The organism is Sphingobacterium sp. MYb382 (assembly GCF_037572665.1).
Taxonomy (GTDB): Bacteria; Bacteroidota; Bacteroidia; order Sphingobacteriales; family Sphingobacteriaceae; genus Sphingobacterium.
In genome coordinates, this window is the sequence record NZ_JBBGZT010000007.1 from 154,842 (window position 1) to 177,614 (window position 22,773).

A 22,773-nucleotide genomic window follows, 5' to 3' on the forward strand; every position below is an offset into this window, starting at 1 on the left:
AAAAAAAAGAATCAATAGAAAGCCCAAAGTGAGGGGCTAATTTCGATTAGAAGGGTATTTGCTTGAAAAATAAAGACTAACTATTGATGATTTTTAATAGCGAGTCTAGATATTCTCGGTTGTTAGCAAGACGAGGTACCTTATTTTGTCCGCCTAATTTACCTCTAGATTTCATCCAGTGGTAGAAACTATCTGGACCAGCATTGTGTATGATAGGAGCTGTCAAAGCCATGTCTTTGTAGCGCTTCGCATCGTAATCGGAGTTTATCTCCCGAAGGGTGCTATCTAAGGTTGTGCAGAAGGTATTAAAATCGGTAGGTTGTTTTTCAAATTCGATAATCCACTCATGAGCACCCGCTTTGCCATCTTTAAAATAGGAAGGGCCAGCGGTATAGTCTTTGATAATGGCTTCCGTTCTTTTGCAGGCTTCATGCAATGCCTGTTCAGCATTGTCTACAATAACTTCTTCACCAAAGGTGTTGATATACTGCTTTGTACGTCCTGATATTTGAAAACGGTAAGGTGATAAAGAAGTGAATTTGATGGTATCCCCAATTTTATAACGCCATAAACCAGCATTGGTAGAAATAATCAAGGCATAATTTTTTCCGAGTTCTACTTCGTGAAGAGCTAAAGTATGTGGACGCTCGTCATCAATATTTTCCATTGGTAGGAACTCATAGTAGATGCCGTAATCGAGCATCAGTAGGAGGTCTTCAGAGTCAGACTGGTCTTGAAGGCCAAAATAACCTTCTGAAGCATTGTAATTCTCCAAGTAGTACATCTCATCCGAAGGAATCAGTTGCTTAAACTGCTCACGGTATGGTTTGAAGCTGACGCCACCATGTCCATAAAACTCCAAGTTAGGCCATACTTCCAGTAAATTATCCTTTCCTGTAATCTCAAGCACACGCTTAGCCATTACGATGTTCCACGTTGGCACACCTGCCAAACTGGTTACATTTTCTTTGATGGTGATCTGTGCTATTTGTTCAATCTTCTCTTCGAAATTAGGGTTTAAGGTTACCTCCAAGTTTGGCGTACGCTTGAACTCCGCCCAGAAAGGGAGATTACGAATTAAGATAGATGATAAATCTCCATAGTAGGAGTCAGGGCTAAAATTGTTAATCTGTGATGAGCCACCGATAACCACCGATTTTCCTGTGAATACTTTATTTTCTGGCTTGTTATGGCAAAAGATGGAAAGCATATCTTTCCCTCCTTGGTAATGACAATCTTCTAAGGCTTCCAAGCTTACCGGAATAAATTTGGAACGGTCGGAAGTGGTGCCCGATGACTTCGCAAACCATTTGATATCCGAAGGCCAAATTAGGTTTTGCTCTCCTTTTATCATGCGGTCTACGTATACTTTTACATCATCGTAGTCTTGAATAGGCACACGATTTTTATACTCTTCAGGCGTAAGGATACTCGTGTAGTCGTATTTCTTGCCCCATTCTGTAGCCTCTGCTGTAGAAATTAAACTTTGGAACCACTCCTCTTGTACATCATGTGGATATTTCATGAAAAGCTCAATTTGATGTATGCGCTTTTTCATAATCCAAGTAAACAGAGAATTTAGTAATGCCATAATTTTCTAGGATGTAAGAGGCTAGGTTAAAGTTTTTTCCTTCTTAATTCAAAGTGACGACCTAAGTAGAATTTACGGGCAAGTTCATTGCTCGCGATTTCTTCAGGCGTGCCGGTAAGCATGATTTTACCTTCCGTCAGTAAGTATGCTCTATCGGTGATAGACAGCGTTTCTTGCACATTGTGGTCGGTAATTAATACGCCGATATTCTTGCGCTTTAATTTAGAAACGATGGTCTGAATTTCTTCTACCGCAATAGGGTCTACCCCAGCAAAAGGCTCATCCAAGAGGATGAAGCTTGGGTTTGCAGCAAGAGCGCGTGCAATCTCCGTACGTCGGCGTTCTCCTCCCGAGAGTAAATCACCACGGTTTTTGCGTACACGGTGTAAACTAAATTCCGTCAACAGCTCCTCAAGCTTTGCTAAACGCTCTTCCTTATTTGGGTAATGGATTTCCAGAACAGCAAGGATGTTATTTTCTACAGAAAGCTTACGAAATACAGAAGCCTCTTGTGCTAGATAACCGACACCTTTTTGAGCACGCTGAAACATCGCATCTTGTGTGATCTCTTGGTCGTCGAGGTATACATGTCCATCATTTGGCTTAATTAAGCCAACAATCATGTAAAAGGAAGTCGTTTTTCCAGCACCGTTTGGGCCTAATAGACCTACGATTTCCCCTTGTTCCACATGAAAGGAAACATCGTTGACAACAGTACGTTGCTTATATTTTTTGACGAGGTTTTCAGCCTTTAGTATCATCTTCTCTGTTAATCGTTTGATTACAAATATATTCTAATATCGAATTGCTTTGATATTTAATTGTAAATTCTTTTTGCCACGCCAGTTATTTTCTTCAATAGTATAGCAGATATCAAAAGGTTGTCCGCTATTGATGAAATCTAAATGCTCCGCTAATCCAAAGCCTATACATTCAAAATTTGGCGTGTCTGCTTGGCGTATAGTTACTTTTAAGTGGTTGTTACCAACAATATATCCCGTTCCTTGCACTTTCTTCGTTAAAAAGATAGGTGCTTCGTTTTGTGGACCATAAGGCTCAAACTGTTTAAGGATACGGTAAAATTTAGCTTCGATATCATTGAGTTTAATCTCCGTTTCAATCAATACTTCCTGCTGAAGCATTTCCGGTTTGATTAATTTAGTTACAACTTGCTCAAAACGCTCTTGAAAAGCTTCAATTTTTTCCGTCGACATCGTTAAGCCTGCGGCATATTTGTGTCCACCATACTGCTCTAGAAGGTCTTCACATTCGCTTAATGCTTCGTAAAGGTCAAAGCCGATAACCGATCGTGCCGATCCCGCAACATGTCCATTGGTCTTCGTAAGCACAATGGTAGGGCGGTAATATTTTTCCGTTAGACGGGAAGCCACGATACCGATAACACCTTTATGCCAATCCTCCTTGTAGAGAACCGTTGACTTACGTTTTATCAAGGCTTCATCACCACCAATAAGGGCTAGTGCTTCTTCCGTAATTTTTAAATCTAAATCCTTACGTTGGTTATTTTGATCATCTACCGTAGCCGAAAAATCCTTAGCCTCTTGCAGTGATTTTGAGATTAAAAGCTTTACAGCATCTTTAGCGTGTTCAATACGTCCTGCCGCGTTGATCCGTGGACCTATTTGGAAGACGATATCATTAACGGAGAACTGTCCTGTTTTATTGGAGGAAAGATTGATAAGCGCTTGCAGACCACAATTAGGGTTGGTATTCAGCTTTTTTAATCCGTAGTGTGTCAATATTCTGTTTTCTCCCGTAATCGGAACGATATCCGAGGCAATACTCACCGCGACGAGGTCGAGGTACTGATAAGCCAGTTGGATATCCATATCATTCTTCTGGATGAATGCTTGAATAATTTTGAAGCCTATACCACAGCCCGAAAGCTCTTTGTAAGGGTAGGCACAATCATTACGCTTCGGATCCAATACGGCTACCGCCTGAGGAATTTCATCGCCTGGCAAATGGTGATCGCCAATGATGAAGTCTATATTTTTTGATTTTGCGTAGTCAATTTTATCATTCGCCTTAATACCACAGTCTAGTGCAATGATTAAGGAGAATCCATGCTCAGCGGCATAGTCAATACCTTGGGTAGAGATACCGTACCCTTCGACATAGCGATCGGGGATGTAAAACTCAATACCAGAATGGAAATCTCTGAAAAAACTGTAGACAACGGAAACGGCAGTAGTACCATCGACATCATAATCTCCGTAGATTAAAATCTTTTCTTTATTGCCGATAGCTTGTTCAATACGGTATATTGCTTTATCCATATCCTGCATCAAGAACGGATCATGAAGCATGTCCAATTCCGGACGGAAGAATAGCTTGGCCTCATCGAAAGTGCTGACATTGCGGTTGAGGAGTAACTCTGTAATGACTGGGCTTACACCCAATTCATTCCTTAGTTTTTCGGTTTTTGTAGCATTATTTTTTGGCTTTATTACCCACCTTTTTTGCATATCTTTGCCCCTGTATTAACGGGTAAATATACGTTTTGTAAATTGGTTTACCTAATCCCGAAAGGCTTGGGTGGACTAATATTCTGAAACCTACTTGTTTACAATTTAATTTGATATGATACAAGCTTATACACTCTACGAGGGTTCTTTTTCTGTCGATGCAAGTAAGGCTTTTGTGCCTTTTGATGCTGCAAAAGACGACCCATTAACGCGAAAAGGATCCATTTTTGTACATGTACATCCTTTCCTTATTGTGGCGGATGACGGTTTAATTTTATGTGATACGGGTTTAGGCTTTTCGAATGAAGATGGCGGCTTGATGATTCACGATAATATTCGCCGATTGGGCTTCGAGCCTGAGGATGTAAAATATGTGCTGATGTCCCACCTGCATAAAGATCATACCGGTGGAATGGTTGATTTTAAAGATGGCGTAGCACGCGTTGCTTTTCCTAATGCAGAGTATTATGTGCAGCGTGAAGAATGGGAATATGCCTTTAGTGGTGAAAACCCTTCCTACAAAACAGAAATATTCGATGTGATTCAGCGTAGCGGAAACCTCGTTTTATTGGATGGCGATGGACAGGTAAATCATCAGATCTCTTATCAGGTTAGTGGTGGACATACACCGCACCATCAAGTATTTCACATACACACCGGCGGAGAGCATTATTTCTTTGGTGGCGATGTGTTACCAGAGCCAGAAGAGATCTTTAAAAACTTTGTCGCTAAGTACGACTTTGATGGTCGCTTATCACGTGATTTACGTAAACAATATTGGGAAGAAGGAAGAGAAGATGATTGGACGTATCTTTTCTACCACTCCAAAAGTATCTCCATTGGTAAAGGAGAGCAGCAGCCCGACGGAAGCTTTAGAATCGTCGATGTTGCTATTAAATAGCATAAAAAAAGAGCCCGAGTAGAGGGCTCTTTTTTTTATGTCTTACTTCGTTGCTTTGATTTTGATGTTCAGTGTGAATTCATCTTCAATAGCTTTGTCACCTAAGTCTGTAAAAAGACTTTTCGAGCGGAAGCGAATATCATAATCTAATCTATTAATCTTAATATTGCTGGCTTCCGCTTCTACGCCTTGGGCTGAGATTGCAGTTACCTTAATAGGGAAAGAAATAGATTTAGTCTTTTCTTTAATCGTTAAATTACCCGTTACCACAGGCTGCGCTTTGCTGTTATCTACTTTCGTAATCACGAATTTCGCCGTTGTAAATTTGGTTACATGGAAGAAGTCTTCATTCTTTAAGTGATCCGTCGCTTTTGGCGCATCTGTACATAGCAAAGATGTCATGTCGATGGTAAATTCACCACCTGTAATTTTGTTCTTATCTACGGCTATTTTTCCGTCTTTGATACCAATGGTACCTACGTGACCACCAATCACTTTTTTAGCTTCCCATTGGATAGAAGAGCTTTTAGTGTCTAGTGTAAAGTTGTTTTTTTGTGCAATAGCCAAATTAGTAATGGCGATGAAGAAAAGGAGAATGAAGCTATTTTTTTTCATGGTGTTTATTAGTATTTATTCAATCTAAAGATAGATAAAGATTTGTAATGCCTAGAGTTGTTGTAGACTTTTTTTGTATCTTTTTTAAGACAAAAAATGGCTTTATTTTTAGGTGATGCTCTTTTGTATGCGTTATTGGGGTAACTTGTTGTTATCTTGGTTTTTATGACAATGAGTCCATACGTAAACGGGCATTATAGGTCTCCTTTTTAAAATTTTTGCTAAATTTGTAGCAGCCAATATTTATTTTGGCGTTAATCAATAAATTTTTTTGCTATGTCAATAGTTAGAGAAAGTGACTTGATTGGTATTGGGAAGAAATATCAAATCGAGACTGAAGCGGGCGATAACATGGTTGTCGTTATCCACGATGACGGAACACGTGAATTGTACCGTGCGGATGCTGAAGATAATGAGACCCATTGTGTAATGACCCTTTCGGATGAAGAATCTCGTCAGGTAGCCGGCATATTAGGCGGATTGTCTTACAAACCAAAAGCACTAGAAACCATCGAAGTGGCTCTTGATGATTTACGTATCGAATGGTACAAAGTCGGAGAGGCTAGTGATGGCGTTAACAAAAGTATCGGTCAATTGGAAGTACGTCAACGTACAGGAGCATCCATCATTGCGGCTATCCGTAATGAGGAGAGCCTTATCAATCCAGGACCTGATTACATCATCACGCCGGGTACGACATTAGTCATCGCCGGAAAAAAAATGAATATCAAACTACTTAAAGAGATCCTAATTTAATTCTATGCTGTCACCTACCTTAATACTTGAAGTCGGAGTTGCTGTTTTCTTAGTCGCCCTTGTTGGTTTATTGGCAAATAAGTTGCGCTTTTCGGTTATTCCGTTTTTCATTATTATAGGTATGGTTCTTGGGCAGCATGCTCCTCAGTTTTGGCATATCGATCTTAGCTTTACCGAGAGTAAGCCTTTTATCGACTTTATGGGAAGGCTAGGGGTTCTCTTTCTACTATTCTATTTAGGATTAGAGTTCTCGGTGAGCCGACTGATGAAGTCGGGTAAATCGATTGTCACTGGAGGGACGGTCTATGTGCTGATAAACTTCGTGTCGGGTCTGCTTGTCGGTTGGTTAATGGATCTACCCTTCAAGGAGATGATGGTGCTTTGTGGTGTGATGACAAGTTCTTCAACGGCCATAGTAGCTAAAGTGCTTACCGACTTGAAGCGTACGGCCAACCCGGAGACGGAGGTCATTATGGGGATGATTATGTTTGACGATTTATTTATCGCCATGCACATCTCTTTCCTTTCAGGGCTTATCCTTACTGGAGGAACTTCCTTTTGGGCCGTTGCAGGAACGTCGCTTTTAGCGTTGGGCTTTATCCTTACTTTCCTGGTGCTTGGCAGAAAGCTAGTGCCAGCCATTGATAAAGTACTCGATAAAAAAAGCTCCGAGCTCTTTATTCTTATTATTTTTAGCTTGCTATTTTTAATTGCAGGATTCTCAGAAACCATTCATGTGGCTGAAGCAATTGGTGCTTTGATGGCAGGTTTGGTATTCGCCGACTCTAAATATATTAAGAAAATTGAAGGCATGATTCTGCCTTATAAAGACTTCTTTGGGGCTATGTTTTTCTTCAACTTCGGGTTGACGATAGATATGTATACCCTAGGTGGTGCGGTAGGATGGGCGTCTCTTGCTGCGGTAGTTACCATTATCGGTAACGTGGCATCTGGATATTTCGCTTCTCGTTTCTCCTCCATGAAACCTAAAACATCTTTCGATATTGGTTTTACCCTGTCTGCACGTGGTGAGTTTTCCATTATCATGGCTAATATTGGTAAGGCAGGCGGATTGATGCCAATGCTGCAATCCTTTGTCGTAGTGTATGTATTGATTTTATCAATTGTATCGCCCTTGTTGACCAAAGAGTCAAGAACGCTATGGACGAAGCTGTTTGGTCAGGATGCTACGCCGATTAAACCACGAAAAACATTAAGTCAGCTAGAAGCTGGAACAAAAGAGTAAAATCCAGCATGAACATCTATATAAAAAAGAGCCTACAACTTGTTGTAGGCTCTTTTTTATATAGATGTTAAGACTATAAAAATCCTAATTCTAATTTTGCTTCTTCCGTCATCATGTCTTTTGTCCATGGTGGATCAAAGGTAAGCTCTACAAGAGCTTCAGAGACGCCTTCTACGGCGGCAACTTTACGTTGTACCTCATTCATAATTTCACCAGCCACAGGGCAGCCTGGTGCTGTTAGGGTCATTACAATCTTAGCGATGCCCCCTTCTTTGGTGATAATCTCATAAACCAAGCCTAAGTCGACAATATTAGCCGGCTTTAACTCTGGATCGTAAACCGTTTCCAGCTGTGCTTGGATCTCTTTGGCGAGATTGAGTTTGTCTAATATAATTATGCTCATTGTCTTAATTTTTAATTTGGACTTCCTGATAGATTGCCAGTAGTCTATGCATATTTTGTGCTACGGTGTAGTTCTTTTCGTACACCTGGCGACAATTATTACCGATTTCTTCCTTCTGTGCTTGACTTAAAGCTATCCATTCAGCTAAAGCTCTTTTGATACTTTCTTTTTGATAAGGATCGAAAGATAAACCGGTGAACAAAGGTACGACCATTTCTTGTAAAATGCCAATGTTGCTCGCTACTACAGGAGTTCCTTTGGCGAAAGCTTCGAGTATGCTCATCGGCATGCCTTCATAGCAAACGGAAGGCACGATTAAAGCCGTAGCAGTTTCTAATTCTTGACGTAATCGCTCTTGGCTATGGAAGCCCATATATTCAATGTTCGTATGTTGGGCTTGCAGTTCTTCCACTAGCGCCTGTTGTGGACCTGTTCCAAATACTTTGAGCGTAAAAGAGGTGTCGGCAATAGCCTGTAGTAAAGGGATAATCCCTTTCTCTTCGGATAGTCTACCGATGTAAATGAACGTATGTGTACGTTCCTGTTGCAATCTTTCTACATCGACAGCATTGGGCCTAACGGTAAATCGTTCGGCAGGAACTGGGAAGGTAGATTGTACAAAATTGTTCTTAGCAAAATCAGAAAGCACAATATAACGTGCTACTTGATTCCATGTGCCAAGCCTACGGTGCCACCAGTAGGTGAATCCAGTAAGGAATGTTTTAAGAAACGAATGGTCTAGAACTTTATTCTTCACAGCTGTCCAAGGAAAATTTTCTTGTAGACTAGCCCTGAAAAGTTGGCCAGCAAAAAACAATGTTGCCGAAGGGCATAAGAGTCTGTAGTTGTGTAGCGTCATGACCACAGGGATTCCAAGCTTATAAATTTGACGAATCAGCCAGGGGCCCAACGCGTAGTGAAGGTTGTGTATATGTACCACATCGGGTTTAAATACAGCTACTCGTTGCGCTATTTTTTTCGCTTCGCGGATGTTGAAAGGATACGATAGATATTGTTGAATTCCTTTGAATCCCTTTTTATTTTGACAGGTGAATGTTTCTACTTGATGTTCTTCGGAGAGCGCATGAACTTCCTGTTGGAAAACGGCATCTTCGCCTCCAGCATGTTGGTAGAAATTGTGAATAATAAAAATGCGCATATGGTCCTTTCTACAAATATAGTATTTTGCCATTAGGGAAAACTACAAGAAATATTATAGTTATCTTCGCATGACTATACAGAAAACAGATGTTCCAAAATTTAGCATACGCAAAGCGCTTTCAGCAGCATTTAGAAAGTACCACGTTTCCCGAAAATCCAGCTCATCTATACGATCCTATTCGTTATATTTTGGCCTTAGCGGGAAAAAGGATTCGTCCGCTTTTGGTATTGATGGGGGCGGAGCTCTTTGATAAGGATACCGTAGAAGCCGCGTTACCTGCGAGTACAGCCATTGAGTTTTTTCACAACTTTTCTTTGATTCATGATGATATTATGGACCGCGCGCCATTGCGTCGTGGTGAACCTACCGTTCATCATAAATGGGATGATACCATTGCCATCTTATCGGGCGATGCCTTACTCGTAAAATCATATGCCGAGTTGGCTAAGTGTGAAGCAGCGAAGGTAGCCGAGCTTTTGCATGTGTTTAATAAATTGGCTATTGAGGTCTGTGAAGGACAACAGCTGGATATGGATTTCGAGAAGTTGGAGCGTGTTCAAGAGGAGGAATATATCCAAATGATTCGTTTAAAAACATCCGTTCTGTTAGGAGGTGCCCTTCAAATGGGGGCAATTATCGGTCATGCCGACGCTGAGGCGCAAGCCTTAATCTATGACTTTGGTGTTAACCTTGGTATTGCCTTCCAGCTTCAGGATGATATTTTAGATGTATATGGCGATCCTGAAACTTTTGGTAAACAAGTAGGAGGAGACATCTTGTCCAATAAAAAGACAATACTTTATATCAAGCTGAAGGAGCTTATCTCGGAAACAGACCGCCCATTATTGGAAGATTTGTTGAATAGTACGACCATCGCTGACGCTGAAAAGATTGAAAATATGAAAGCTTTATACGCTAAATACACAATTAAAGCGTTAGCAGATAAGAGAAAAGAAGAATTTACAGCCGTTGCTTACGAGAAGTTGCATGCAATTAAGATTGCTGACGAGCGTAAGGAACCTCTATTTGCTTTGGCTGATGCCCTTATGCATCGCGAAAAATAATAGTATTTTAATTTAATTAGTGAAAAACTATTCCTTTTTTGTTACATTGTCAAAGTAACATGTTTATTTTAGCGAAAAGTTCAGTGTAGGTATGGAACCATTAAAGATTACAATATTTCAAGCGTATTTGTTTTGGGAAAATGTAGAGAAAAATTTGCAAAATCTTTCTTTGCGTTTGTCTGCTTTGAAGGAAAAAACAGATTTAATCATTCTGCCTGAAATGTTTAATACTGGTTTTACCACGAATGTGGAAAAATGTGCGGAAACAATGAAAGGGCAAACCATGCACTGGTTGTTTGAGCACGCTAAATCCTATGCTTGTGTTATCGCAGGCTCCTTAATCATCGAAGAAAACGGACACTACTACAACCGTTTTGTATGGATGTATCCCGATGGAAGCTTTGTTCATTATGATAAGCGCCACTTATTTGGCATGGGCAATGAAGACCAAGTATTCACCCCAGGCAGCTCCCGCGTCGTTCTTCAATTAAAAGGATGGCGTATCTGTCCGATGGTCTGCTACGATTTACGCTTCCCTGTGTGGTCACGAAATGTAGGTGATGCCTATGATCTTTTAGTGTATACAGCAAGCTGGCCTGATAAGCGTTCGGCACATTGGCGTACCTTGATTCCTGCACGTGCTATTGAGAACCAAGCTTATGTAGTTGGTGTCAATCGTGTAGGCCATGATGGTAATGAAGTGTATTATTCGGGCGGGTCGATGTGTATTTCTCCTGGTGGAGACGTGGTTTATTATAAACCAGAAGATGAAGATCTATATACGTTTACGCTGAATCCTGCGGATTTACAAAAGTTTAGAGCAGACTACCCATTCTTGAAAGATGCTGATATTTTTTCCTTATAAGCGGCATCGAGAAAGAAACCCGGTATAAATAATCCAAAGAGCAGCTTCCTAATCGTTATTTTCTTTGCATAGGTGCATAAAGCCTCCATGCGGAACAGCTAGTGCTATGTGCTGCTATTGATAAGGGCGGTTTAAGACGGCTTCTTGGATAATCGCTTCACGTAAATTGAACACGGGATGGCCATGGTTTTCCACTTTATTTTCCACATCCTGTGATTTACTTTCTTTTTTTATCGATTTAGGAACCGGTTTCTGCACAACTCGTGCTGTTGGTGCCGGTGCTGGACGAGATTCTTTGAACGATTCTTGTGTCGGAGCTTTGTACTTTTCTATAGGTTTTGCTGGCTGAGTAGCATGTCGTGCAGGAGGAGTATTGGGCACAGCAGTAGCTGTAGGCTTTCTTTTACGAGCCTTCTCCTGTTCTTTTTGGTATTCAGTGTATATTTTGTAAATTGCAGCACCTATTATAAAAAGCGCTGGAAGAAAATTTTCCATTAAGGTAAATATAACAAAAACGGATAAATATTAAGTATTATTTGTTTTATACCGCGTTTTTTATTTTGTTTGTATAAACAACTAACCTAACAGTACTAACAATTTATTATGAAAGCTAACTTCGAACATACTGACGAGTTTTTTTCTTTCTTAACAGGGAAAGCCTCTGCAGCCCTTGCCCGAAGGTTGCAGAAAAATCTAAAAGAAGAAGGAATTAAGATGACCTCTGAACAATGGTCTCTGCTGTATTACCTGTGGATGGAGGAAGGAAGAACTCAACAAGAACTTGCTTGTCTCACTTTTCGTGATAAACCTAGTGTATCACGATTAATCAATAATTTAGAGAAGAGCAAACTTGTGATTCGGGTAATCGATAAGGATGACAAGAGATCCAACCTTATCTTTTTAACAAAACAAGGTCGACAATTGCGTGATAGCTGTATGCATCAAGCAAAACGAACCATCGGTGAAGCCCTAGATGGGGTGAACTACGAAAAGATGGTCGATGCACGCGACACCTTGGAAATGGTGTATACCAACCTAATCTAAACCAAAAAAAAGGGCTGATTTAAAATCAGCCCTTTTTTATTAAAATTCTTGGTGCTCAAATGCGCTATGGCTGTTGACCAACTTGCCTGTATCCTTAAAGTAGATATCTTGAAAACTTAACGTGTGTACGTTGTCCACTTTACGGAAGAATTTCTCTGCGGAAACATCATCTAATGTTCTAAAACCACAAGCTTCCATAATTTCTACCGTTGCACGTAAGGTGTTGCGGTGAAACTGTGCTACACGCACATATTTATCTTGAACATCTAATGCTTTATAAAGATGCGGTTTCTGTGTAGCTACGCCCACCGGACAAACGTCTTCATTACAACGTAAGGCTTGGATACATCCAAGAGCGAACATCATACCACGCGCGCTATAACATGCATCAGCACCTAAAGCAATAACTTTAAGTAAGTCGAAGCCTGTAACAATACGGCTTGATACAATAAGCTTGATATGTTTCTTAACACCGAACTTGATTAAAGTGGTTGTAACAAATGATAACGCATCGTATAATGGCATACCAATGTTATCCGTAAACTCTAAAGGAGCAGCTCCTGTACCACCCTCAGAACCGTCTACCGAGATAAAATCTGGATAAACTTGGGTCGTCAGCATGGCTGTACAGATATCAATAAATTCTTGTTTATCACCAATACAGATTTTGAAACCTATAGGTTTGTAGCCTGATAATTCACGCATCTTTTTGATGAACAACATCATCTCAATCGGTGTGCTAAAAGCACTGTGCGCAGGAGGAGACATAACGTCTGTACCTGGTACTACGTGACGAATAGCAGCAACCTCTGGTGTATTTTTAGCCGCTGGCAAGATACCACCGTGACCTGGTTTTGCTCCTTGTGAAAGCTTAAGCTCAATCATCTTCACGTAAGGCTTGCTAGCTTTTTCCGCGAAAAGATCCGCATCAAACATACCCATATCGTTACGACAGCCAAAGTAACCTGTACCTACTTGCCAGATTAAGTCACCACCGCTAATGTGGTATGGACTAATTCCACCTTCACCAGTGTTGTGCGCGAAGTTTTGTAGGGCAGCACCTTTGTTTAATGCTGTAATTGCTGTTTTACTCAAAGCTCCATAACTCATTGCTGAGATATTGAAAACACTTAAGCTATAAGGCTGCTTACACGCTTCGTTACCAACGGTAGTACGTAAATCATGGCTCTCAATGTGGCATGGGAAAACAGAGTGTGCCACCCATTCGTTACCGATGGTTTGTGGGTCTGTCTGCATACCGAAAGCTACTGTTTCACGTTCATTTTTTGCACGCTGGTAAACGATAGAACGTTGTCTTCTATTGAATGGGCGTCCATCGGTGTCTGATTCCCAAAAATACTGACGCATCTCCGGACGAATAGCCTCGAAGAAGAAACGAAAGTAACCCAATAGCGGGTAGTTTTTTAAGATCGCATGTCTTGTTTGAACACTGTTGTAGTAAGCCAAAAGTAACATCGGAAGTGGTACAATTAGTAACCAGAACCATTTTGGCGTAAAAATAATCCCAAAAGAAATGATGATGAGATTTATTATGACTATTGTTGCAAGAATTAATTTTCTAACTGCCATGATTTATCGTGGAAAATGTTGCTTATTTCTATTTTGAATCGTTATTTTTCTTTTACCCTACTCTTTTACTAGCAAAAGACGAGCCATATCTACGTCTTTTATTTTTGTTGAGCATAGTGACCATAATCTTGTGGTTTAGTGCAAAATTAGAAACTTCTTATGGTATTGCGAAAAAAGAACGTCGTTCTGTGAAGATTTACTTTTTTGATAAAATATTCATTAGGAATTAGCTTTCCTGCGTATTTCTTCCGAAAGTTGTTGATATATTTTGAGCCAAGAAGGCTTTTCACTAAGAAAATTCAAATGCCTTTCTAGCGTTTGTTGGTCTCCTCTTTTGGCAGGGCCTGTCTGAACCTCATCAGGACGCTTGTTTTGCACCTTTTGTGCCGTTTCTAAGATGATAGGACGTAACAAATCGAAGGATATTTCATGCTCCGCAAGGAGGTCATAGCTGATTTGAAAAAGGAGATTGCTGAAGTTATTGGCAAACACAGCGGCTACATGCAATGCTAAACGTTGAGCTGTCGTGCAAGGGAAAGATTTAGGTGCCATCGCTTGCATCGTTTGCAAGAGTAGAGCTTGTACAGCAGGTGTATTTCCTTCTATAGCAAATGGAATAGCAGCAATAGGGCTACTTACATTTTTGGATATACTTTGGGGTGGATAGATGACGCCATACTGCTCATAGCTCGCTAAAGCGGTTAGTGGCGTAGCCCCCGAACAGTGCACCATAATACCTTGGCCGATGGCTGGCGGCGTCTGCATGAGCTCTATAATGGCGCTATCACTAACTGCTAGTAGGTATAAATCGGCATCGGGCAGCAATTGGGATAGTTCATCTGTAGCATCAGCCTCAAATACGGAAGCCAATGCATGTGCATTGGCTTTCGTTCTACTATATACTTGGATGATTTTGTGGCCTTGATGGCTGAAGTTCTCCGCCAGATAACCGGCTACATTACCACTTCCGAGTATGACAATTTTCATTATTCCGTAGTTGATTTTGCTAGTTTAGCATCCTTCACGCGACGATAGATGGCCATGAAAAATCCGATGGTCATAATAATCGTTCCTGCCCAGAAGAAGTTGATGTAAGGGAATTTAATTGCTTTAAACACGACCCATTTTTTCTCAGGTAGTGGTTTTTGGTACAGCATGATTTCCAACTTATCGGCCTTCGGTAGGATATTCGTGAAACGGAAGCGTAAGCCTTGTTCGTTAACATCTTTATTGAAGTCGTACGTATTACCATCTTTAATGATGAATACAGGTTCTACTTCGTGTGTTTTATTATCCGCAGAAACTACTTTGATTTTTAAGCCTACGAAAACATCTTGCGGACCTCTAGGGATATTATTAATCTTAGCATCTCTATTGATACTTTCTATCACATAATAACCGTTACGGTAGCGCAAGGTATCGCCTAAGCTTACTTGGTAAGTAGCAGGCTCATCATAATCTTCATAGCCTGTTTTTTCTTCTTTTGGAACATTAGCTGCTTTCGCTTGCGAATCGGATGCAGCGGCAGTGATTAATGTGTAAATATCGTGTGTAACATAATGACGTGTCGCTGGCGTACCAATCAAACCACCCATGTCTGGGTTATTTTGTGCGAAAGGACGAAGGACGAAGGATTCTGTAACTTTTCCACTTTCCTCGTCTAATTTCTCATATTTTATCTTGTAAAATACGTTCGGTGCAGCCACACTATCACCGATATACGTCAAACGGTACTCGCCCATTTGAACAGGTTCACCTTCTGTTAAGAATAAGTTTTCACCTGGTTTTTCTACTTTATCAAAATCAGCTACTTGGATATAACCCGAATTGTTTAACGAGATTACTTTGTTTGTCGCCGCAGCGATAAGCGCACCTAAAAGTAGCAGTGCAAAACCAATATGTGAAACCGCTGAACCTGCTAAGCGCCATTTTCCTTTTAAAGCATCGCCCAGTACACGGATATTCGCAAGAATACAGAATACGGTAGTGAACGTTAATAGGATATACATCGCATTCGCATAAACCTTCGTGTAGTAAATAATTATTGCTGAAAGAATTAAAGCAACAACTAAAGAAGCAACACTCGATGCCCAGAATTTCTTAGAATCGGTGCGTTTATATTTTAAGAACTGTGTAAATCCAGTGACAAGCATCACCACAACGGCAAAAGCTCCTTGCCATTTGTTATAATGCGGAATAGGGTCGATAGGAGGAGCAACGTTAGTACCAAACAAAGCGTTAAATACAGGAATAGACGTTGTCGCAATCATCTGAATACAAGCAACCGTCAATACCAAGGCACCAATGAACAACCAAAACTCACGCGAGTAGATATCTTCTTCTTTCTTCGTTGTCGGTAACTCTTTGTAACGCCAAATAAGTAAACCAACCATAATAAAGAAGAATACCGCATTGAAGATAATTAGCTGTCCCGACATCCCCAAACTGGTGAAAGAGTGCACCGAAGTTTCTCCCAAAATACCACTACGGGTTAAGTATGAAGCATAAATAACAAGCACAAAGCTAATCAGCGCTAACAATGTAGCGGTGAAAAATCCTTGTCCAGAGTATTTGAAAGCTAAAATAACGTGTACAGCAGCAATTAATGTCAACCAAGGGATGATTGATACGTTTTCTACCGGATCCCAAGCCCAGAAACCACCGAAGTTTAATGCTTCATAAGCCCAAAATGAACCCATAATAATACCTGCACCCAAGACCATAACGGCAAATAATGCCCAAGGCAATCCTTTTGTAGCCCATTCTTTGTAGCGTCTAGTCCATAATCCTGCCGCTGCATAAGCAAACGGAACAATCATAGAGGCGAAGCCTAAGAAAAGGGTAGGTGGGTGGATAACCATCCAGTAGTTTTGTAACAAAGCATTTAAGCCTCTACCATCTGGAATTAAAGCTAGATAATTAGGGTCACTAAAGATAGGTGCCTTTAAAGCGTCGCGAAGTAGGATAAACGGAGAACTACCAATACGAACACCAAAGACCTCAATACCCAATAGCATGGACGCTAAAAATACTTGACACAGCATGACGAAGGTCATCACAGGAGATTCCCATGATTTAGCTTTGAAAAGTAAAACAGAACCTAATACAACTTGCCAGAACATCCATAGCCAGAAGCTACCTTCTTGTCCTTCCCAAAAGGAAGAAATAATAAAATGGGTAGGCAATGCTTTAGAAGAGTGTGCATATGCATAGTGGTATTCGAAAAGGTGATTGTAGATAATATAAAATAATATACTACCAATACTAACTACCGAAATTAGATTTAGCCAAAAAGAAAGTCTTGCAATTTTCTTCCATGACTTGTTCTCTGTTTCTTGAGTAGCAAAGAAATAACTGATTAGGGACAGTAGTGCACTACCAAAAGCTAGGATCACAAAAAATTGGCCTATCTTTCCTGGTAATAAATTCTCACCAATATAATTAACGTCCATTCGTGTTTGAAATATAGAATATAAAAATTAGTTCATTGCTGTTTTAGGAGCAGCATTACTTTCAATGACTTCCATTTCATTTTGATTATACTTGGAAGGACATTTCATCAGAATTTTGCTTGCATGGAAGACATTGCCTTCCATTTTACCGGTCAATACAATTTGTTCAGAGCGTTCAATATCTTGCGGTTTTGATCCGTTGAAAACAACTTGACACTCTGTACTATCTTTGTCGTACATAAAGAATGAGAAATGATTCGCATCCTTAATTGGGTCGTAGTGTAAATCTTTTTGTTTGTTCAATACACCAACAACATACAACTCTGTTTTTTTCTCCTTCGCTTGTGAAAAGGTAGAATAGGTACTCGAGTCCGTGTAAATAACTAAAATCATTGCGATAGCTACTGCAATGATGGCAATAAGTATGATTGAGCTTTTCTTCATGTTCCGCTATATCTGTATGTTACGCAAAATTACAAAATGCAAATGGAAGGAAGTAATTTGTTAGTTCTAGCAAGTTATTTGTAATTGTTCTAAATAATTGCTTGTTCGATGTTTATGAGCCTTAGAGCAAGCTTTTTAGACTAAACTAAGGTAAGGCCGCATAAGGAGGCTAAGGTGCTTAACAGCAATATTACACGATTTAAACAATTGGGTCTTGTTGTGGTGTGAATTTTTCACCAGCAAACCGCGTAACAAGCATGGCCGCAACTGTATCTCCTGTAGCATTGAGGACGGTCGCTAGTGGGTCGACCAAGGTCCCGATGATCATCACGGCAGGAATAGCCTCAGGCGGTAAGCCATAGACGGAAATCATTAACATCTCGCCGATATATCCTCCGTTGGGTATTCCGCCTGCAACGACGGTTACTAAAACGGTTATCGCCACGGCGGTAATGATGGTTTGTGGTTCAAAGAAATTCCAACCCAACAAAGAGAATGCGACATATATTTTTAAAATCGATGAAAGGGCGGATCCATTTTTGTACAATGTATTTCCAAGAGGAACAACTACGTTGGCAACAGTAGGAGGGATGCCAATGCGTTTTGCAGCCGCTAGGTTGCTCGGCATGGTCGCTAGACTGCTGCAGGTGCTTAGCGCCGTTAAAGAGGGTAATATATTATTTTTCCAGTAGTTCGGAACGCCTTTTCGTCCTTGTGCAACGAAAGCGTACACGCTGAAGGCTACGAAAAAGAAGATGATACCAAATATATAATATAGCGCTAATGGTTTTGCATAAAAGCCGAAAAGCTGTGTGCCGATAGTTTTTACCTGAAAGGCAAAGTAAGCACCAAGGCCAATAGGGGCAATCTTCATGATTAAAAGTAGCAGTTGCTTCATGACCTCGTTGCCCGATTGAATAAAGTTGATAAAGCCTTTTGCTTGTTCACCAGCATTACGTGCTGCAATACCCACCAAAAAAGAAAAGATAACGAAAGCAAGGATGCTTTGGCGAGAAAGAAGATTGTTAAACTCACTAACGGTTAGAAAACTAACAATACGGTCGCCCCAGGAGGTGGTCGAGCTGCTTAAGGTATCTTCAATATGGTTTCCTGTATCTATGGCTGAGTTTACTGGATAGGCATAAAGAGCGGCCACCATCGCTAATGAAGCAATAATAATCGTGACTAAGAATACTAAGGCCATGATTCCGATAATCTTACCTAATTTCTTCTGATCCTCAATTTGGGCTACTGAGGTGGCAATAGCAAAGAAAAGTAGTGGAATTATAGAAACAAAGAGTAAGTTTAAGAAAATATCACCGAAAGGTTTTATATAGTCTACTGCGTCGGGATAAAATAAACCGACAATGCTGCCAAGGATAATGCCAGCGAGAAGAAGAAGGATGCTTCCGTAGTTTTCTAATACTTTGCTCATAATGCTTGACTAAAGTAGTAGTTTTTTGTATTAGTTTTGTTAAAAAAGATAATTATGGAATTTGTAACGACAGGTGATGGGTCAAAAACATTGTATCATGAGGCTATTGGTGAACACTACCATTCCAAGCATGGCGCTCTGCAAGAGAGTAAGCATGTCTTTGTACAATCAGGATTAGCTTATTTTTTAGAAAATAATGAAACCAACCATTGTGCTATTTTAGAGATAGGCTTTGGTACGGGTTTAAACTTTTTGATGACGAGCTCCTTCGTCGCTGATAAGGGAGTCACCGTAGATTATTGTGGGGTAGAAGCCTATCCTTTGGATTCAGCTATTGCGCTATCCACAGGCTATGATGCTTTTGTATCGCCCGAAATATGGGAAAGCTTTAAAGCGCAGTATAGCCCGGCGCAAGAAAAGTCTGTAGATTTTAATGACCAGGTAAAGCTGGAAATTGCGGTTCATAAGATTATGGATTTCCAAGCGGAAAAAGGCTTTGATTTAATTTATTTCGATGCTTTTGCGGCAGTGCATCAGCCAGAGATGTGGACCGAAGAAACATTAGCCCATGTTTGTAAATTTCTTAAACCAGGTGGTGTTTTTGTTACCTATGCCATTACTGGCCAATTGAAACGTACGATGAAAGCATTGGGCTTTGCCATAGAAAAAGCTCCTGGTGCCCCTGGGAAGCGAGAGATGCTGCGTGCCGTAAAACTTTCTTAGTCCATTATCGGTGATGTATACGTTAACGTTTTCTTTTCTACCTGTACATACTTTTTAAAACGATGGCTACAGCTAACGAACTAAATTAAATGTGCAGAAAAGAAATAGCCATAAAAAAACAGCTGCCCATTTGGGCAGCTGTTTCTTTATCACACCGAAGTGTTATATTTTAGTACTTACGCACCTAATTGTACACGTTTGAAAGCGTTTACAGTTAATCCTTTAGAAACTGAGTCTAAGAATTGAGCGATAGTTTTTGAAGAATCTTTAACGAATTCTTGGTTCAACAAAGTGTTTTCTTTGTAGAATTTGTTCAATTTACCAGCTGCAATTTTCTCAACCATTTCTTCTGGTTTACCTTCAGCGCGGATTTGCTCTTTAGCGATTTCTAATTCACGCTCGATTGTGTGTGTATCAACACCATCTTTATCGATAGCTACTGGGTTCATCGCTGCAATTTGCATTGCTACGTCTTTACCAGCTTCTTCAACACCTTCAGCATCAGCAGAAAGACCTACTAATACACCTAAACGGTAGTTACCGTGGATGTAAGCAACGATTTTCTCGCCTGCAACGATTTCGTATTTAGAAACGTCAATTTTCTCACCGATAACACCAGTTTGCTCGATCAACAATTCAGCGATAACTTTACCATCAACTGTTAAAGCTTTAAGCTCTTCCAATGTAGCTGGTTTGTTTTCTAATGCTACGCTAGCGATTTTTTCTGCGAAAGCAACGAAATCAGCATTTTTAGCCACGAAGTCAGTCTCACAGTTTACTTCTACAACGATACCTAATTTACCGTCTGTTGAAGCTTTAGCAATGATAACACCTTCGTTTGAATCACGGTCTTGACGGCTAGCAGCTACTTTAGCTCCTTTTTTGCGTAAGTAGTCAACAGCAGCTTCGAAATCGCCGTTTGCTTCTACTAATGCTTTTTTACAATCCATCATACCAGCGCCAGTTTGTTGACGCAATTTGTTTACATCTGATGCAGAAATTTGTACTGACATGTTTTATTCCTTTTATAATATTAACAACCTAGTTCTTGTATGTACCGAGTAATCCTTTGTTGTTTTGTATGGACTTGTTCGATGAAAAAAACCGGACAAACCATGTAGACGCTTTGAAGTATAACCCCAAAAAGACTAACAATGTTTATCCGGTTTTAGATAAGAATATTATTCTCCGTCTTTCGCTTTACGAGGGCGTTTACCAGCGTTTGCGTCAGCGTCACCGTTATCTACTGCGGCTTTAGCAGCTGCAGCTTCTTTTTCAGCGTCTTCTTCTTTGTCGCGTTTACGCTCATCTAAACCTTCTTGGATAGCTTTACCAATGATTCCAGCGATTAAGCTAATAGATTTCGTAGCGTCATCGTTAGCTGGGATTGGGAAATCGATATTTGAAGGGTCAGAGTTAGTATCAACCATAGCAAAAGTAGGGATGCTTAATTTCAACGCTTCTGCAACAGCGATATGTTCTTTTTTCACATCGATGATGAATAAAGCTGCTGGTAAACGGTTCAAATCAGCGATACCTCCTAAAAGGCTTTCTAATTTGATACGCTCGCGCTGAATCATTAATTTTTCCTTTTTAGATAATACATCGTATGTACCATCTTTTTGCATTTTGTCGATGTTAGACATTTTTTTGATAGACTTACGAACTGTTGTGAAGTTTGTAAGCATACCACCTAACCATCTCTCTGTTACGAAAGGCATGTTAACGTCTTTCGCTTGTTGTGCGATAATTTCTTTCGCTTGTTTTTTCGTTGCTACGAATAAAACTTTACGACCTGACTTAACGATTTGTTTGATAGCTGAAGCAGCTTCTTCTAATTTCGTTAATGTTTTGTTCAAATCGATAATGTGGATACCGTTGCGTTCCATGAAAATGTACTTAGCCATTTTCGGATCCCACTTACGAGTAAGGTGACCAAAGTGAACACCTGCATCCAATAATTCTTGATATGTTGCTCTTGCCATGTTGTGATCCTCCTTGATTAACGTTTACTGAATTGGAATCTTCTACGTGCTTTCTTACGTCCTGGTTTCTTACGCTCAACCATACGGTCATCACGAGTAACTAAGCCTTTTGCACGTAAAGCTGGTTTAGCTTCTGGGTCAAGCTCTACTAACGCTTTAGCAATTGCTAAACGTACAGCCTCAGCTTGGCCTTTTACACCACCACCTTGAACGTTAACTTTCACATCAAAATTTCCAGCAACACCCGCTACCTCTGTAGATTGAGTAACGATGTATTGTAATGGCAATGTTGGGAAATATTCTTTGTAATCTTTACCGTTTACGATAATGATTCCGCTACCAGCAGTTAAGTAAATGCGGGCAACAGCAGTTTTTCTTCTTCCTGAAGTATTAGTTGTTGACATGTTTGCTCTCCTTAAAATTTAACTGGTTTTGGACTTTGTGCCTCATGTTTGTGCTCAGATCCAGCATAAACAAAAAGGTTTTTGAACAATTGACGACCTAAACGGTTTTTAGGTAACATCCCGCGTACCGCTTTCTCGATGATGCGCTCTGGGTGTTTCGCTAATAATTCTTTCGGAGAAACAAAACGTTGACCACCTGGATAACCTGTGTAGCGAACATATGTTTTGTCGCCTAACTTGTTTCCAGTTAATTTAATTTTGTCTGCATTGATAACAATAACGTTATCTCCACAGTCTACGTGTGGGGTGAATGTTGGCTTGTGCTTGCCACGAATAACTTTCGCGATCTCACTTGCTAAACGCCCCAAAATCTCTCCTTCAGCATCAACAACAATCCATTCCTTAGTAACGGTGTTCTTGTTGGCAGAGACAGTTTTGTAACTTAACGTATTCACTTGCTTTTATTTAATTAATTAATAAATGTTCTATCCTAATGGTAGATGCTACAATTAGGTCTGCAAAAGTACGATAATTATTTGAAAATAAGAAAGCTATTTGACTTTTTGTTTTTTTAACATGTTTTAAGACTACGATAAGCAAACTA

General features: G+C 40.2%; 23 protein-coding genes. 7 read left to right on the forward strand and 16 right to left on the reverse strand.

What is annotated here, in order from left to right:
• Positions 1 to 76 precede the first annotated feature (76 nt).
• The 3 genes from WH223_RS01420 to recJ are packed head-to-tail and all read right to left on the reverse strand — an operon-like array spanning position 77 to position 4,080.
• Positions 77 to 1,591: a GH3 auxin-responsive promoter family protein gene (locus WH223_RS01420; RefSeq protein ID WP_340045733.1), complete on the reverse strand. Its 1,515-nt coding sequence runs from the start codon at positions 1,589 to 1,591 to the stop codon at positions 77 to 79.
• A 26-nt stretch (positions 1,592 to 1,617) separates the two neighbouring features.
• On the reverse strand, positions 1,618 to 2,352 hold the full coding sequence (lptB, locus tag WH223_RS01425) for an LPS export ABC transporter ATP-binding protein (protein WP_340045734.1): 735 nt from the start codon (positions 2,350 to 2,352) through the stop codon (positions 1,618 to 1,620).
• A 33-nt stretch (positions 2,353 to 2,385) separates the two neighbouring features.
• Entirely contained in the window at positions 2,386 to 4,080 is a 1,695-nt protein-coding gene (gene recJ / locus WH223_RS01430) for a single-stranded-DNA-specific exonuclease RecJ (protein WP_340045735.1), read from the reverse strand.
• Positions 4,081 to 4,195: 115 nt separating this feature from the next.
• On the opposite strand from recJ, the gene WH223_RS01435 reads away from it, so the two are divergent.
• Entirely contained in the window at positions 4,196 to 4,981 is a 786-nt protein-coding gene (locus WH223_RS01435) for an MBL fold metallo-hydrolase (RefSeq protein ID WP_340045736.1), read from the forward strand.
• 42 nt (positions 4,982 to 5,023) lie between these two features.
• Here the strand turns inward: WH223_RS01435 and WH223_RS01440 are convergent, their stop codons facing one another.
• Positions 5,024 to 5,596, reverse strand: a complete 573-nt coding sequence (locus WH223_RS01440; protein WP_340045737.1) for a YceI family protein — start codon at positions 5,594 to 5,596, stop codon at positions 5,024 to 5,026.
• A 276-nt stretch (positions 5,597 to 5,872) separates the two neighbouring features.
• Between WH223_RS01440 and WH223_RS01445 the strand changes: the two genes are divergently transcribed.
• Both WH223_RS01445 and WH223_RS01450 read left to right on the forward strand, forming a co-directional pair.
• The gene (locus tag WH223_RS01445) at positions 5,873 to 6,352 is read left to right on the forward strand and encodes a cation:proton antiporter regulatory subunit (RefSeq protein WP_340045738.1); all 480 of its coding nucleotides are present in this window, start codon (positions 5,873 to 5,875) and stop codon (positions 6,350 to 6,352) included.
• A 4-nt stretch (positions 6,353 to 6,356) separates the two neighbouring features.
• Positions 6,357 to 7,598, forward strand: a complete 1,242-nt coding sequence (locus tag WH223_RS01450) for a cation:proton antiporter (RefSeq protein WP_340045739.1) — start codon at positions 6,357 to 6,359, stop codon at positions 7,596 to 7,598.
• A 73-nt stretch (positions 7,599 to 7,671) separates the two neighbouring features.
• On the opposite strand, the gene WH223_RS01455 is transcribed toward WH223_RS01450, so the two are convergent.
• Together WH223_RS01455 and WH223_RS01460 are read right to left on the reverse strand one after the other, a co-directional pair.
• A complete protein-coding gene (locus WH223_RS01455; RefSeq protein ID WP_340045740.1) occupies positions 7,672 to 8,001 on the reverse strand; it encodes a metal-sulfur cluster assembly factor in 330 nt (109 codons plus the stop codon).
• Positions 8,002 to 8,005: 4 nt separating this feature from the next.
• The gene (locus WH223_RS01460; RefSeq protein ID WP_340045741.1) at positions 8,006 to 9,160 is read right to left on the reverse strand and encodes a glycosyltransferase family 4 protein; all 1,155 of its coding nucleotides are present in this window, start codon (positions 9,158 to 9,160) and stop codon (positions 8,006 to 8,008) included.
• A gap of 89 nt (positions 9,161 to 9,249) precedes the next feature.
• Between WH223_RS01460 and WH223_RS01465 the strand changes: the two genes are divergently transcribed.
• Both WH223_RS01465 and WH223_RS01470 read left to right on the forward strand, forming a co-directional pair.
• The gene (locus WH223_RS01465; RefSeq protein ID WP_340045742.1) at positions 9,250 to 10,227 is read left to right on the forward strand and encodes a polyprenyl synthetase family protein; all 978 of its coding nucleotides are present in this window, start codon (positions 9,250 to 9,252) and stop codon (positions 10,225 to 10,227) included.
• A gap of 91 nt (positions 10,228 to 10,318) precedes the next feature.
• Entirely contained in the window at positions 10,319 to 11,092 is a 774-nt protein-coding gene (locus WH223_RS01470; protein WP_340045743.1) for an amidohydrolase, read from the forward strand.
• Positions 11,093 to 11,206: 114 nt separating this feature from the next.
• On the opposite strand, the gene WH223_RS01475 is transcribed toward WH223_RS01470, so the two are convergent.
• Complete coding sequence (locus WH223_RS01475; RefSeq protein ID WP_340045744.1) at positions 11,207 to 11,587, reverse strand: hypothetical protein; 381 nt, start codon at positions 11,585 to 11,587, stop codon at positions 11,207 to 11,209.
• 108 nt (positions 11,588 to 11,695) lie between these two features.
• Between WH223_RS01475 and WH223_RS01480 the strand changes: the two genes are divergently transcribed.
• Positions 11,696 to 12,136 (forward strand): MarR family winged helix-turn-helix transcriptional regulator, encoded by a 441-nt coding sequence (locus WH223_RS01480; RefSeq protein ID WP_340045745.1) that lies wholly within the window; start codon positions 11,696 to 11,698, stop codon positions 12,134 to 12,136.
• Positions 12,137 to 12,175: 39 nt separating this feature from the next.
• Here WH223_RS01480 and WH223_RS01485 read toward each other — a convergent pair whose 3' ends face one another.
• The 5 genes from WH223_RS01485 to WH223_RS01505 form a co-directional block, all read right to left on the reverse strand.
• On the reverse strand, positions 12,176 to 13,726 hold the full coding sequence (locus tag WH223_RS01485; protein WP_340045746.1) for an FMN-binding glutamate synthase family protein: 1,551 nt from the start codon (positions 13,724 to 13,726) through the stop codon (positions 12,176 to 12,178).
• A 219-nt stretch (positions 13,727 to 13,945) separates the two neighbouring features.
• Positions 13,946 to 14,713 carry a Rossmann-like and DUF2520 domain-containing protein gene (locus WH223_RS01490; protein WP_340045747.1) on the reverse strand — a complete coding sequence of 256 codons (768 nt, stop codon included), beginning with the start codon at positions 14,711 to 14,713 and terminating at the stop codon, positions 13,946 to 13,948.
• Positions 14,713 to 17,178 (reverse strand): cytochrome c biogenesis protein CcsA, encoded by a 2,466-nt coding sequence (gene ccsA / locus WH223_RS01495; protein ID WP_340045748.1) that lies wholly within the window; start codon positions 17,176 to 17,178, stop codon positions 14,713 to 14,715. Before ccsA ends, WH223_RS01490 begins: the two co-directional genes overlap by 1 nt.
• A 27-nt stretch (positions 17,179 to 17,205) precedes the next feature.
• Positions 17,206 to 17,622, reverse strand: a complete 417-nt coding sequence (locus tag WH223_RS01500) for a cytochrome c maturation protein CcmE domain-containing protein (protein ID WP_340045749.1) — start codon at positions 17,620 to 17,622, stop codon at positions 17,206 to 17,208.
• A gap of 199 nt (positions 17,623 to 17,821) precedes the next feature.
• On the reverse strand, positions 17,822 to 19,057 hold the full coding sequence (locus WH223_RS01505) for a dicarboxylate/amino acid:cation symporter (protein WP_340045750.1): 1,236 nt from the start codon (positions 19,055 to 19,057) through the stop codon (positions 17,822 to 17,824).
• Positions 19,058 to 19,111: 54 nt separating this feature from the next.
• On the opposite strand from WH223_RS01505, the gene mnmD reads away from it, so the two are divergent.
• A complete protein-coding gene (mnmD, locus tag WH223_RS01510) occupies positions 19,112 to 19,780 on the forward strand; it encodes a tRNA (5-methylaminomethyl-2-thiouridine)(34)-methyltransferase MnmD (protein WP_340045751.1) in 669 nt (222 codons plus the stop codon).
• Positions 19,781 to 19,956: 176 nt separating this feature from the next.
• Here the strand turns inward: mnmD and tsf are convergent, their stop codons facing one another.
• The 4 genes from tsf to rplM form a co-directional block, all read right to left on the reverse strand.
• Positions 19,957 to 20,793 (reverse strand): translation elongation factor Ts, encoded by an 837-nt coding sequence (gene tsf, locus WH223_RS01515; RefSeq protein ID WP_340045752.1) that lies wholly within the window; start codon positions 20,791 to 20,793, stop codon positions 19,957 to 19,959.
• A gap of 168 nt (positions 20,794 to 20,961) precedes the next feature.
• Positions 20,962 to 21,765 carry a 30S ribosomal protein S2 gene (gene rpsB / locus WH223_RS01520; protein WP_340045753.1) on the reverse strand — a complete coding sequence of 268 codons (804 nt, stop codon included), beginning with the start codon at positions 21,763 to 21,765 and terminating at the stop codon, positions 20,962 to 20,964.
• 17 nt (positions 21,766 to 21,782) lie between these two features.
• Positions 21,783 to 22,169 carry a 30S ribosomal protein S9 gene (gene rpsI / locus WH223_RS01525; protein ID WP_340045754.1) on the reverse strand — a complete coding sequence of 129 codons (387 nt, stop codon included), beginning with the start codon at positions 22,167 to 22,169 and terminating at the stop codon, positions 21,783 to 21,785.
• Positions 22,170 to 22,180: 11 nt separating this feature from the next.
• Positions 22,181 to 22,624, reverse strand: a complete 444-nt coding sequence (rplM, locus tag WH223_RS01530; RefSeq protein ID WP_340045755.1) for a 50S ribosomal protein L13 — start codon at positions 22,622 to 22,624, stop codon at positions 22,181 to 22,183.
• Positions 22,625 to 22,773 lie beyond the last annotated feature (149 nt).

Coding starts and splice junctions, on each gene's coding strand:
- WH223_RS01455 (WP_340045740.1), bottom strand. CDS start 8,001: ATGAGCATAATTATATTAGACAAACTCAATCTCGCCAAAGAGATCCAA.
- WH223_RS01440 (WP_340045737.1), bottom strand. CDS start 5,596: ATGAAAAAAAATAGCTTCATTCTCCTTTTCTTCATCGCCATTACTAAT.
- WH223_RS01465 (WP_340045742.1), top strand. CDS start 9,250: ATGTTCCAAAATTTAGCATACGCAAAGCGCTTTCAGCAGCATTTAGAA.
- WH223_RS01500 (WP_340045749.1), bottom strand. CDS start 17,622: ATGAAGAAAAGCTCAATCATACTTATTGCCATCATTGCAGTAGCTATC.
- WH223_RS01470 (WP_340045743.1), top strand. CDS start 10,319: ATGGAACCATTAAAGATTACAATATTTCAAGCGTATTTGTTTTGGGAA.
- WH223_RS01490 (WP_340045747.1), bottom strand. CDS start 14,713: ATGAAAATTGTCATACTCGGAAGTGGTAATGTAGCCGGTTATCTGGCG.
- lptB (WP_340045734.1), bottom strand. CDS start 2,352: ATGATACTAAAGGCTGAAAACCTCGTCAAAAAATATAAGCAACGTACT.
- WH223_RS01450 (WP_340045739.1), top strand. CDS start 6,357: ATGCTGTCACCTACCTTAATACTTGAAGTCGGAGTTGCTGTTTTCTTA.
- rpsI (WP_340045754.1), bottom strand. CDS start 22,169: ATGTCAACAACTAATACTTCAGGAAGAAGAAAAACTGCTGTTGCCCGC.
- WH223_RS01435 (WP_340045736.1), top strand. CDS start 4,196: ATGATACAAGCTTATACACTCTACGAGGGTTCTTTTTCTGTCGATGCA.
- recJ (WP_340045735.1), bottom strand. CDS start 4,080: ATGCAAAAAAGGTGGGTAATAAAGCCAAAAAATAATGCTACAAAAACC.
- WH223_RS01505 (WP_340045750.1), bottom strand. CDS start 19,057: ATGAGCAAAGTATTAGAAAACTACGGAAGCATCCTTCTTCTTCTCGCT.
- WH223_RS01420 (WP_340045733.1), bottom strand. CDS start 1,591: ATGGCATTACTAAATTCTCTGTTTACTTGGATTATGAAAAAGCGCATA.
- rpsB (WP_340045753.1), bottom strand. CDS start 21,765: ATGGCAAGAGCAACATATCAAGAATTATTGGATGCAGGTGTTCACTTT.
- WH223_RS01445 (WP_340045738.1), top strand. CDS start 5,873: ATGTCAATAGTTAGAGAAAGTGACTTGATTGGTATTGGGAAGAAATAT.
- WH223_RS01485 (WP_340045746.1), bottom strand. CDS start 13,726: ATGGCAGTTAGAAAATTAATTCTTGCAACAATAGTCATAATAAATCTC.
- ccsA (WP_340045748.1), bottom strand. CDS start 17,178: ATGGACGTTAATTATATTGGTGAGAATTTATTACCAGGAAAGATAGGC.
- WH223_RS01480 (WP_340045745.1), top strand. CDS start 11,696: ATGAAAGCTAACTTCGAACATACTGACGAGTTTTTTTCTTTCTTAACA.
- WH223_RS01475 (WP_340045744.1), bottom strand. CDS start 11,587: ATGGAAAATTTTCTTCCAGCGCTTTTTATAATAGGTGCTGCAATTTAC.
- tsf (WP_340045752.1), bottom strand. CDS start 20,793: ATGTCAGTACAAATTTCTGCATCAGATGTAAACAAATTGCGTCAACAA.
- mnmD (WP_340045751.1), top strand. CDS start 19,112: ATGGAATTTGTAACGACAGGTGATGGGTCAAAAACATTGTATCATGAG.
- WH223_RS01460 (WP_340045741.1), bottom strand. CDS start 9,160: ATGCGCATTTTTATTATTCACAATTTCTACCAACATGCTGGAGGCGAA.